The sequence below is a fragment of the Mucilaginibacter rivuli genome, from assembly GCF_019391655.1.
In the GTDB taxonomy this organism is placed as follows: domain Bacteria; phylum Bacteroidota; class Bacteroidia; order Sphingobacteriales; family Sphingobacteriaceae; genus Mucilaginibacter; species Mucilaginibacter rivuli.
In genome coordinates this window covers 42,094-53,753 of sequence record NZ_JAHXPQ010000009.1, presented here as the reverse complement: position 1 = coordinate 53,753, position 11,660 = coordinate 42,094, and the positions used below count along the sequence as shown (strand labels likewise).

The 11,660-nt window shown below is 41.8% G+C and carries 8 protein-coding genes; 3 read left to right on the top strand and 5 right to left on the bottom strand.

Annotated features, from left to right (window positions below; all coding sequences use genetic code 11):
- The first annotated feature begins 180 nt into the window (after nucleotides 1-180).
- The 3 genes from KXQ82_RS18420 to KXQ82_RS18410 are packed head-to-tail and all read left to right on the top strand — an operon-like array spanning nucleotide 181 to nucleotide 5,597.
- A complete protein-coding gene (locus KXQ82_RS18420) occupies nucleotides 181-4,383 on the top strand; it encodes a beta strand repeat-containing protein (protein WP_219490028.1) in 4,203 nt (1,400 codons plus the stop codon).
- Nucleotide 4,384: 1 nt separating this feature from the next.
- Complete coding sequence (locus tag KXQ82_RS18415) at nucleotides 4,385-5,080, top strand: hypothetical protein (RefSeq protein WP_219490027.1); 696 nt, start codon at nucleotides 4,385-4,387, stop codon at nucleotides 5,078-5,080.
- A 13-nt stretch (nucleotides 5,081-5,093) separates the two neighbouring features.
- Nucleotides 5,094-5,597 (top strand): DUF3347 domain-containing protein, encoded by a 504-nt coding sequence (locus KXQ82_RS18410; RefSeq protein ID WP_219490026.1) that lies wholly within the window; start codon nucleotides 5,094-5,096, stop codon nucleotides 5,595-5,597.
- Between the two features lie 4 nt (nucleotides 5,598-5,601).
- Here the strand turns inward: KXQ82_RS18410 and KXQ82_RS18405 are convergent, their stop codons facing one another.
- The 5 genes from KXQ82_RS18405 to KXQ82_RS18385 all read right to left on the bottom strand — a co-directional run bounded on the left by KXQ82_RS18405 (nucleotide 5,602) and on the right by KXQ82_RS18385 (nucleotide 11,655).
- The gene (locus KXQ82_RS18405; protein WP_219490024.1) at nucleotides 5,602-6,585 is read right to left on the bottom strand and encodes a PorP/SprF family type IX secretion system membrane protein; all 984 of its coding nucleotides are present in this window, start codon (nucleotides 6,583-6,585) and stop codon (nucleotides 5,602-5,604) included.
- Nucleotides 6,586-6,598: 13 nt separating this feature from the next.
- Nucleotides 6,599-7,582, bottom strand: coding sequence for a T9SS type B sorting domain-containing protein (locus KXQ82_RS18400; RefSeq protein ID WP_219490022.1), 984 nt, complete (start codon nucleotides 7,580-7,582; stop codon nucleotides 6,599-6,601).
- A gap of 29 nt (nucleotides 7,583-7,611) precedes the next feature.
- Nucleotides 7,612-8,283, bottom strand: a complete 672-nt coding sequence (locus KXQ82_RS18395; RefSeq protein WP_219490020.1) for a hypothetical protein — start codon at nucleotides 8,281-8,283, stop codon at nucleotides 7,612-7,614.
- A 41-nt stretch (nucleotides 8,284-8,324) separates the two neighbouring features.
- Nucleotides 8,325-9,410 carry a carbohydrate-binding protein gene (locus KXQ82_RS18390; RefSeq protein WP_219490019.1) on the bottom strand — a complete coding sequence of 362 codons (1,086 nt, stop codon included), beginning with the start codon at nucleotides 9,408-9,410 and terminating at the stop codon, nucleotides 8,325-8,327.
- Between the two features lie 292 nt (nucleotides 9,411-9,702).
- Nucleotides 9,703-11,655: an OmpA family protein gene (locus KXQ82_RS18385; protein WP_219490018.1), complete on the bottom strand. Its 1,953-nt coding sequence runs from the start codon at nucleotides 11,653-11,655 to the stop codon at nucleotides 9,703-9,705.
- Between the last annotated feature and the right edge of the window lie 5 nt (nucleotides 11,656-11,660).

Here is an 11,660-nt window from a genome sequence, read left to right as displayed (position 1 = left end):
AGGCAAAATTATTATGAATATGGCTACATTTAAATAAGTTTCTGTGTTGCTTTAACGTATCATTGATGTTAAATATTTATTATGTTAAAAAGCTACCCGTTTAATTATAAATAATATTTTTACTTTTACGAGATATATAAATCACATAAGGTTATTAACCCTGATGTTTAAACATTATAAATGAAGAAAGCTTTACACTTTATTTTATTTTTCATTATTTTGATAACGAGTTCGGTTACTATGGCTCAAACCAATGTGAGCGGCAATATCACATCAAATACTATTTGGACCAAGGCAGGCAGTCCGTATATTCTTACCGGTAACGTAGGTGTGCCCGCCGCTTACACACTCACCATCGAACCTGGTGTAACTGTTCAGCGTAACACAAACTACCAAATCTTATTGAACGGTGCGATGATCTGTAATGGGTCGGCTACAGACAGCATAGTTTTTAGTAGTGGGTCCGGTGTTTATTTGGGGTCTACATTAGTTTATCCGGGAGCCTATTTTGTACAATTTCAAAAGAGTAATTTAAGCGCTTCAAGCTTTAGGTTTGTGAGTTTTCACAATCAAAATGTAAGCGCAAGCAATATTCAGGTCGGCGATGAAAGCGAGTTTGCACAAACCTCGCCCAAAAATTCGGGTACACTTAAAATATCCCGCTCTAATTTAAGCAATGGTTGGACAATAACTAAAGGGTACCAGGCAGCTAATAGCTTAAATATTGATAGTTCATTAATGATATCAGCAACGGTAATTGGCTACTATCCTCTTTCGGAAAGAATAAACATCAGTAATACAAGAATTTTTAATTCAAAAATAACATCCGATTCTTATAATTTGGGGATCGGATTCAACAATTGTTATCTAAGGAATATCACTTTTACTGTAAACTGCTGTGGTGCTAATTTCAGCTTTAATAATTGCCAGGTCGAAGATTCGAATATCACTAACGCAGGCGAGCAGAGTAATCCCGTATCAATTACAAATTCTGTATTTTTAAATACCATCATAAATACCATAAGTTTCACTTACAATATAGTTAATTCAAAGTTCATTATTACCAAACCCATTTCAAACAGGTTATATTTCTCGGCATCAAACTATGTGATCATAGCGGGTAATTGTAATATGACAAATTCTGAGGTCATAAACTATACCTTGAGCCCTGTTGGTGCAATATTGATAAATAGCAGTAGCGCTACAGTTAACATAAGCAATAACACGTTCAAAAACCTGAATGATGGTGTTTATGTATATAATTTCAATAGTATAGCGGCTATTAAAAACAATAATTTCATCAATACAGCCAGCTATAATATATTAAATTACAGTGTCAAGAACTTTTCCATCACAAATAATTACTTCCAGCTAAAGGCTGGTAAAACCATCGATGATATGATCTTCGACAGTAACGATGATCTGCATTATGGTACCGTTACCTATACGCCTGTTGCAACCGGATTTATAAGTAATACAACCATCTCAAGTCCTGTCAATGTTGTTAAAGCATCGCGCAACGGCCAGGTTTTGGTTACCTGGAATAAAAACAAAGAGACTAATCTTAAAAACTATAAAGTATACTGGGGCTATGTAAACAATTTCACATATGCTAATTCGGCAACTATAGCTGCAACCGATACATCATACACTATTTCTGGTGCTTCTTTAACCGACTCTATTGCGGTAACAGCACTTAATACAAGTTCAACGGGGGTTAATGATCAACTCAACGGCTACGAATCCTGGTATTCATACGCTATTTCAGCCCCTCCGGCTATTACTGCATTTACCCCTGCCACTGCCGCAACCGGTACAACAATTACAATAACCGGAACCGATTTTACAGGCACAACGGCGGTAAAGTTTGGTGGAACAGCAGCTACCTCATTCACCGTTGTATCACCTACAACCATTACCGCTGTAGTAGCAGCAGGTGCCTCAGGTAGTGTATCGGTCACAAATTCGGTCGGTACAGGGATATTAGCCGGGTTTACTTATATTCCGCAGCCTACCATTAGTAGCTTTACACCTTTGTCAAGCATTTCAGGAGCTATAGTTACTATAACCGGCACTAACTTTACTAATGCATCATCAGTTAAATTTGGCGGCACTAATGCTACATCGTTTAATATAGTTTCGGCTACAAGCATTACGGCAGTTGTCGCGACCGGCACAAGCGGCAACGTGTCGGTTACCACACCGGGGGGTACGGCGAACCTGGCCGGATTTGTTTTTTTACCTGCACCCACTATAACATCTTTCACTCCAACCGCAGCAGGAGGCGCTTCAACGGTTACAATTACAGGCACTAATTTTACTGGTGTAACAGCGGTAAGCATTGGTGGGGTTGCTGCAACTTCATACTCTGTTGTATCATCAACAAGTATAACAGCTGTGGTAAGCACCTCTGCTACAAACGGGAATGTAGTTGTTACCACAACAGGCGGCACTGCAAGTCTTGCTGGCTTTACTTTCCTACCCGGGCCAACAATAACGGCATTTACACCAACAACCGGAATAATTGGCACAACGGTTACTATAACAGGTACTAATTTTACGGGCGTAACCGCAGTAAAATTTGGTGGGACAAACGCAACATCATTTACTGTTAATTCGGCAACAAGTATTACAGCTACTGTTGGTAGTGCAGTATCAGGTAGTATAACCGTTACTACACCAAACGGTACCGGCACACTGGCAGGTTTCACTTTTATACCCGCTCCAACTATTTCATCTTTTAGTGCCAATACTGTTCCTGCCGGTACAACAGAAACCCTTATTGGAACGGGTTTTACAGGAGCAACAGCGGTAAGTTTTGGCGGAGTGCCCGCTGTATCGTTCAGTATTATTTCTTCAACAGCTATTTCGGCAGTAGTAGGGCCGGGCGGGGCAAGCGGCAATATTTCGGTAACAACACCAGGTGGTACAGGTACTATTGGTGGTTTTGTTTTTGTACCTGCTCCCATCATCACATCATTTACCCCTACCTCTGCAAGTACAGGCACCACCGTCACTATTACAGGTAATTATATAAGCGGTACTTCGGCAGTAAGCTTTGGCGGCGTGCCTGCCTCCTCATTTTTAGTAACATCATTTACCACAATGACCGCAGTTGTTGGCGCAGGGGCAAGCGGAAATTTAACAGTTACTACCAATGGCGGTACAGTAAGTTCACCAGGCTTTGTGTATCTGCCTACGCCGGTGGTCACGTCCTTTTCTCCGGCTACGGCTATCGCCGGAACATTGGTCACCATAACCGGCACTAACTTTACCGGCGCAACCGGGGTAACTTTCGGAGGTACTCCGGCGGCATCGTTTACGGTAAATTCAGCAACAAATATCACAGCTGTAGTGGGTGCGGGCAATACAGGGAATATAGCTGTATCCAATGCAAATGGTTTGGGCAGCTCTGTCGGTTTTGTATATGTGCCGGTACCTGTTATATCTGCAGGTGGTCCAACTACTTTTATTACCGGCGGTAATGTGGTTTTATCGGCTACTCCAGGTACAGGTTATAGTTATCAATGGATAAAAGATGGCGCCAATATCATCGGTGCAACAAATTCAACATATACAGCAACACAAAGTGGATCCTATAAAGTAAGTATATTGGCAAATACGACCAACCAGGTATCATTGCCTATAGTAGTTACTTCGGTGTTTGGATTACCCGTCAACAATTTTAGAATAACCAATACCAGCGCAACCTGCAAAGGATCGAACAATGGTACCATAACTATTTTGGCAACGCAACGCTTAAGCTATACTGCCACCGCAACATTGAACGGTACAAGTGTAGCATTACCTTTTACCGACTCATTGAGAGTATCAGGTTTACCTGCCGGGAGTTACAACATTTGTATTACCGTAGCGGGACAACCTACCTACCAGCAGTGTTTCACGGCTGTAGTTAGCGAACCTAAAGACCTTTCAGTGTACGTGGCAAATATAAAGGCAGGTAACCAGGTGGTGATCAGCATGGGCGGTGGCTCAAGCTATAATATCAGTCTTAACGGAACAGTAACCACTACAACAAACAGCCAGGTAACATTATCACTCTCCAAAGGATTGAATACCATTTTGGTATCCACCGACAAGGCTTGCCAGGGCGTCATCGAAAAAAATATCACAGTGTCCGATGAAGCTTTGATTTACCCTAATCCGTTCGATAATATATTGAATTTGAGTTTAGGCAATAGCATAGTTAAAACAGCCGCGGTGAATATTTACAGTACAGATGGCAAAGTAGCATTTACTACAAAGTATAATAATGTTGTTGGTTCGATACCGCTTAACCTTTCGGGTTTAAAGGCCGGCCTTTACGTTTTAAAATTATCGACCGATAGCACAGACTCAGTATTCAAAATAATAAAAAGATAAAATGAACAAGCATATTATAAGATCACTTTCATTTCTGCTTTTATTATTCGTAATAACAAGTTGCGACAAAAAAAACACCATAGCCCCCGATCCGGGTAAAGCGGGGCTGAGTTTCCCTGCCCAAAATTCGGCTTGCACTACCGGTACCGTTTTGACCGCTACACAAAGCTCAATTACTTTTACATGGGTGGCGGCAGAAAACACCGACTCATACGAAATAACGATAAAGAATTTGCTGACCAACTCGGTAATTACCCAGACCATCAACGTCAACCAAATTGCTGTTACCCTACTTCGTAATACACCTTATTCATGGTATGTTACTTCAAAGTCGAACGATACGGGCGTTACCAAAGTAAGCGATGTATGGAAATTCTATAACTCCGGGCCGGCAATCATCTCGCATCCGCCATTTCCGGCTGATGGGGTTTCACCTGTATTCGGATCAAACATAACGACCGCAGCTGGCACGGTCAATATCAGTTGGCTTGGCAGCGATGCAGACAATGACATTGCAGGTTACGATGTTTATTTCGGAACGGCCACTACACCACCGTTACTACAGGCAAATGTTACGGCTATGGTTTTGAATAATGTAACAGTAACACCAGGTGCAACCTATTATTGGAAGATAGTTACAAAGGACATATCGGGCAACACTTCTGATTCAGGCGTGTTTCAGTTTAAGGTAAATTGAGCTATATTTGTCAATGCGATCACTCAAAATAAGTTTTGTTGCCTTGATATTAATATTTGGTAGTGCATATACTCAGGCCCAGCCGGTATTACCTGCAAGTAACGCTATCGATAAAATAACCAATGCTTACATCGGTGTAAAAAACGCGCTGGTTGAAAGTGATGGCGGCCAGGCGCAACTAAGGGCAAAGCTTTTGCTTAAAGAATTATCTGCTAACCCTGAGCAAAGGTTAAAACCTGAACAAAAAGTGCAATGGGCTGCTTTTGCAGATAAATTAAAATTCGATACCAGGCATATCAGCGAAACTACTGTTGTAGCCCATCAGCGTGAGCATTTTGGTACCCTGTCAAAAAACATGTTCGCGGTATTAAAAAAATTGAAGCTTAATACCCTCACGGTTTACGAGCAATATTGCCCCATGAAAAAACAGATGTGGATAAGCGAAACCGCGGCCATACGTAACCCTTACTACGGTAAGCAAATGCTGGAATGCGGCACCACCCGCGAAACTTTATAATTATTTAAAAATAACAATGGCGCGAGATATAGTAATCGCGCTTGCTTGATTTGAATACGATATCTAACGATATCTCGTGCGAGCCATAGCCGTATGAGCCTAATTTATTTAATGAGTAATCGTAAGCATAGCCTATCCTAAAATCAGGACCAAGATAAAACTCAACCATACCTACCAAAGCGCTTGATGAACGCAGGCCCGATTGCAGGTTATTTTTAAAAGCATCCAACCCGGTACGGAAAGTGCCACCTATCCAAAACTTTTCGCTCATCAAAACAAAAGTGTTTACATCAATACTTGTAGGTGCACCTTGTGCTTCTTTTATCATAATAGAAGGCTTAATTTTTGTATCATCATTCAGGCTGAATAACGCGCCTACAGTAAGGTATTTATGCGGCTTTGGCACCACAAGCATCAAACTTTCTGACGTTGCCGGCGGGTGCATGTACTGTGCCAAAAGGTTATCTACTGAAAACCCCGCAAAAAAATTATCGGTAGTATATAATACCCCTATCCGGGCATCAGGTAATGATGTACTTTGAAAAGTAGTGGGAATATTCATATCACCACTTTGTGTTGCATTTAGCTTTGTACCATCAAGGCCGGTTTGCAACATCCCAAAACCTAAACCAAATGAAAGCCATGACTTATCATCGCCCCTGCCAAACTGGATGCGGTAGGATGCATTGGCATAACCTGATGTATAGCTTTGCGCCCCAAGCTGATCATGGTTAACCATCAGGCCCAAGCCTACCGCGCCATCAAGTACGGCAACATCGGCAGCACCTGCATAAGTTAGTGGCGCGCCTGTCAGGCCTGTCCATTGCGAACGGCAAAAGCTGTGTAATTGCAAATCTTGCTTGTAACCCGCGTAGGCAGGGTTCAAGTATATCCCGTTAAAAACGTACTGACTAAACTGTGCATCCTGCTGTGCTTTGGCGCTTTGCAGCAAAAAAAACAGAACCCCAAATGCTAATATCCTCTTCATCGTTCTTAATGGTTTACATGCGTTTGCGTAACAGGGTAACATACCCTTTATAAGTTTCGGTATCTCCGGATGGGTTTTTGGCAGTTAAAACATAGTAATAGGTACCATCTAATAATCCTTCCCCTGTCCACTCGTTATTATAGTTCTTCTTTTCGTACACGTGGTTGCCCCAGCGGTTAATAATAACCAGTTCGTTTTCGGTATACTGGTTAAGGCCGGGGATGATGAAAGTATCATTTACCCCATCGCCGTTAGGCGTAAACACATTGGGTACCATTAAGCCTGATATTTGCTGCGTATCGGTATCATCATTGTTGGCCAATACCGGATCGCGCTCTTTACCGCTTACATGTACCGTACTGGTAATTGCCCCTGCCTTTAATATCTTAACCAAAGCACTAATACTTACCGATTGCCCGCCGGCTAATTGCGGAACATACCAGGTAAAAATATTGCTAACCGGATCATACGAATAATTGCCTATAGTAACTTGTTTTAGGGGTGGCAGCCCTCTTAATATTGAAGGAAGCGGGTACCTTAACACTACCTGGTGGCCGGTTAATACGCTATGGTTTTTTATGGTAATACCATATTCAAATGTTTCGCCCAAACGTGCCAGCTTGTTTGATGAATGTATGGTTACACCCAGATCAACTACCGTATCGGGCTTTGGCGCAACCGGCGTAACAATGATCAATGCCCCGTCTGAAAGGGTTGAAGAACAGCCTTCGGCATTGTAGGCTATCACAGTATAAATACCGGCCTGGCCCGTGGTATAATTTTTACCAACCGCGCCTGGTATAGCTACCCCGTTTTTATACCATTGATATGCAGGAGCAATATTTTTTCCGGCATTCAGGGTAATGGTTTTACCTGCAGTTATGGTATATACAACAGCAAAGCTTTGCACGGAGCCACCGCCCGCCTGCGAAAAGGCGAGGGTGGCTGCCAGCAAAAGCAGTACACTGTTACAAATAATTTTATACCAATAACGCATGCAAACGTTTATTACAGGTTACATACGCATTAATTGGACCCTATAGTAGGTTTAACCGGGATAGGATCAACCGTAATGCTTTGTGTAGCTGTTGCAGAGCATCCCGAGTTTAAGGTGTAACTTATAATAACACCCATATTAACTGATCCGCTGGCTGCCTCAGACAATGTATATGTATTGCTTGTTGCACCCGGAATATTTGTACCGTTCTTTGTCCATTGGTAGGTATAGGTATAAGCTGCAGGGTTTGATGGCGTTGCTGTAAGCACAATTGAGCTTTGGTTGTTGGCACAAATAGTGTTGTTAGCTACTGATGTTGTTATGGTGGCAGTTATAGGCGGCAATACATAAATTTTAAAAACATCAGACATTGGCGATGTACAACCATTAGCATTAACTGTAACCAATTGGTAGCTGTAATAACCTGCGCCACTTGGTGTTTCGGTGTAGGTGCGTGTGGTTGTTGTGGTTAAATGCGCCACACCGGCTGCATCCAGTTTATACCATTGGTAGGCCGGATAATCAACCCCTGCATTTTGCGGACCAACAATAGAAATGCCCTGGCTTGAACAGATAATTTTATCGGCAGTACCTGTTGGAGGCGGTGCGGACGTGGGATCGCTGGCCTGGGCCATTACAAAATGCGTTATCGCGACAAATAATAAAGTGAAGACAATGCGAAGTGAGTTGATGTTTTTCATAGTAGTTTTTGTTTTTTATAGGTGCGTTTTTATATTGTTTTTTATGGCGATGTTACGTTGGGTTTTGACGGTACGGGGTTAATGGTTACTGTTATGCTTTTAGCTGCCGATATACAGCCTGTAACTTTATTTTGAGCAGTTACGGTATAGGTACCGCTTACTGTTATAGCCTGCGCGTTAGTGGTTGAAACCACGTTGTTGGATGCATCTTTAAATACGTAGGTGTAGGTGGCAGCATCATAACCGCTTATGGCATTGGTAAGGTTATAAACCGCGCACGAGGATGGTGCCGCTGTTACTGTTAGCACCGGGTTAGGATTAAGCGTTACCGCGATATCATGATGATAGATGGGTGCGAACACCACATCATCCATTGCAAAATCATTACCGCTGGCGGCGGTATTCTGGTTAATTAACCCGATGGTTGCCGTGGTGCTGCTGCCGGAGTTCCAGGTGGTGGTAAAGTTTTGCCATACACCGGTTGTTGTACTCAATTGAATAGTAGTACCCAATGGCGAGCCATTAATAGAAAAATTTAGCTGGCCGGGGCTGGCCGGGTGGGCCGACGCGAACCAAACTGAAAAAAGATAGTTAGTATTTGGCGCAACAGTAATATTCTCGCTCCATACGGTAACATTGGCTACTGATGCCCCATTTATTACCATCATTTTACCGCTATTGTTCGAGGTGGTATGATCATAGAACGATGAAAAACCACTATGTACATTATTGGGGTCTTTGGTTATAGCGTATGTGCCTTCCGGGTATAGCAACGAATTATTCTGCGCGCCGGGTGGCACAACGTAACTGCTGGTAAAACCGGTATTACCCGATGTGAATGTACCGTTCACTACCTTGTTATTGGTATAATCGATAGTCTCCCACCAATAGTTACCAGAGGCTGTAACGTTAATACTTTGCGTGGTAGCCCCTGTGCTCCATTTATAATTTGTTAAACCGGTTGTGGCATTGAGGGTTACGCTGCTACCACACAAGGTAGTATCGAAGAAAAAAGCGTAACGTTTTATCCCTGTATGCGAGGAAGATACAAAAGCACTTATAAACAGCCACAATGCTACTAAAAGCATTGTTTTAGCTGTAAATAAAGCTTTGTAAAGTTTCTTCATGCCTGCCTATTGCCGTTTAGTGTGTCCCTATCATGTAAAAAATGATTTACATGATAGGGATATACTCCTTTTTACGGAATTTTAGGCCGTTAGGTTATGCTTTATTGATAAAAAAACTCAATTAATTTTCGCCTTAATTAAAAATTAACACGTGTTAAATAATAATTACTAATTTAATTGAAAGTCAGATTAATACATTATCTTACAATGAAATACGAAATAATACTTAATCAATAATTAAGCAATAAATAGTATACCAGCCAGAAGGTAGCAGGTATGTTACACACCCAATTTATAAGGTACTTAACACCTTAAATTCGGTACGCCTGTTTTGCTGGCGCCCGGCTGGGTTGTCTCTTCCATCGGGGAATGTATTGGGTTGAATAGGCCTTGTTTTGCCGTAACCCTTGGCAAATATACGATCGGCATTAATACCCTTAGATATAATATAATCAACACAAGCCTGTGCACGCTCTTGCGAGAGGTTCATATTATAAACATCGGTGCCAAAAGAATCCGTATGCGAACTAAGTTCAACCTTTATTTTAGGGTTATCATTCAAAATTGCTACCAAATCATTTAAAACAATCTGCGACTCGAGCCTTAGCGTTGCTTTATTGAAATCATAAAAAACATTCTTAATTACGATAGCCTTATTCAACTGGAAACTTTGCTGGCATACGGTAGGATTGTATAATGTATCTGATTTTGCAAGCGTAATAGCCGGAATAGGGATATTTTTTGTGAAATAACCTGGTTTTTCCAGCTTAAGGATATATGATCGTTTAACCGAAAGCTTAAATGAGTATTGCGCAGAACGGGTAGTGCTCATCGAATCAATAGTAACCTTTGTTACCGAATCAACAAGGCTTACTTTGGCATCGCGCAGGGGTTTATTTGTTGCGCAATCAATAACCAAACCTGTTAGCAGCGGCGCATAATAATACACCTTAAATAAGTTAAGGCAACACTCCGATTCCCTGTCCGAACTTAAATAAACGGCATTATCATCCTTTTCATCAGGGTAATAGTACAAGTCGTCCTTTGTAGAATTAAAAGGGTAACCCAGGTTTCTTGGGGTATCCCATTGTGTTCCGGTATTAAAACTTTCAAACAAGTCAAATCCACCCATGCCTGTTAGTCCTTTGGTACTATACACCAGTTTATGATCACGGGGGTTGTAAAATGGAGCCTGCTCATCCTCAGTGGTATTTATTTTGTTGCCCAGATTAACCGCGTTAACGGCCTGCCCATCAGCCCCAAGGTCGCTCATCCAAATATCAGTTCCGCCAAGGCCACCGGGTTTATTGGATGCATAATATAAATGCTTACCATCACCCGTTACAAATGGCTGCATCGAGTTATAGCCATCAGCGTTTACTTCGGTATTCAGCTTTTGTGGTGTACTCCATTTTTTATTCGCATACCTGCTTAAATATATCGCAATAGCTGGTTTATTACCATCGGCATGCCAAATGGTTAAATACATGAGCTTACCGGTTGTATCTAAAGAAGGCGTACTGTACTGCAAACCGGGTTTTAAACCCAACTCAAAATCAACCTTGGTTACGTATGACGAGTTATCTTTATTACGTACGTATATCTGGTTAATATGCTTGCTGCTTGCCGTTGTTGTACGCGATGAGGTAAAGTAAAACTGGTTGTTGTTTATACTGATACCAAAATCGCCTGCATCAGCATTTAAGTGCCCGGCCATTTTAACAACTTTTATCAGTTCGGGGTGGGCCAATTGTTGTTTGGCAAACATAGCATCCTGCAATTCTTTTTCTGCCAATTTGATGAATTCTGTATTAGCGGTGCTTGCTTTTATAAATGCCTGTAACTGGGTAATCGCTTCATCATAATGGTTGTTTGAGCGCAGGCATACGGCATACCAAAATCGTGCGAGCGGATAGGTTTGTTCGTACTTTTCGGTCACCTGTTTATACCAGCCTTCGGCCTGTACATAGTTATGATATAAGCGGTACGATTCGGCCAAACGGTAGCTCAATTGCCCCATTTGCTGTTCTTGTTGTTTCTTGGTGAGCCTGCTCGAAAAGTAAGGTACCGCAGTACCTGCAGATGATGTGCTTTTCTCCTGCATGGCTTTATCATAGTAATATGCTGCAGTATAGTAGTCTTTACTTTTATAGGCTTTATCGCCCATGTCTTTATAGGCTTTTACCTGCCCTAAAGCGATGTTTGTAACAAAAATAAAAAGTACTAAGCTTAGCGTTTTCATCATTAGTA

What these genes read in the sequence shown, in the direction of transcription:
- KXQ82_RS18420 (WP_219490028.1), top strand. Translation starts at nt 181, where the DNA reads ATGAAGAAAGCTTTACACTTTATTTTATTTTTCATTATTTTGATAACG.
- KXQ82_RS18415 (WP_219490027.1), top strand. Translation starts at nt 4,385, where the DNA reads ATGAACAAGCATATTATAAGATCACTTTCATTTCTGCTTTTATTATTC.
- KXQ82_RS18410 (WP_219490026.1), top strand. Translation starts at nt 5,094, where the DNA reads ATGCGATCACTCAAAATAAGTTTTGTTGCCTTGATATTAATATTTGGT.
- KXQ82_RS18405 (WP_219490024.1), bottom strand. Translation starts at nt 6,585, where the DNA reads ATGAAGAGGATATTAGCATTTGGGGTTCTGTTTTTTTTGCTGCAAAGC.
- KXQ82_RS18400 (WP_219490022.1), bottom strand. Translation starts at nt 7,582, where the DNA reads ATGCGTTATTGGTATAAAATTATTTGTAACAGTGTACTGCTTTTGCTG.
- KXQ82_RS18395 (WP_219490020.1), bottom strand. Translation starts at nt 8,283, where the DNA reads ATGAAAAACATCAACTCACTTCGCATTGTCTTCACTTTATTATTTGTC.
- KXQ82_RS18390 (WP_219490019.1), bottom strand. Translation starts at nt 9,410, where the DNA reads ATGAAGAAACTTTACAAAGCTTTATTTACAGCTAAAACAATGCTTTTA.
- KXQ82_RS18385 (WP_219490018.1), bottom strand. Translation starts at nt 11,655, where the DNA reads ATGATGAAAACGCTAAGCTTAGTACTTTTTATTTTTGTTACAAACATC.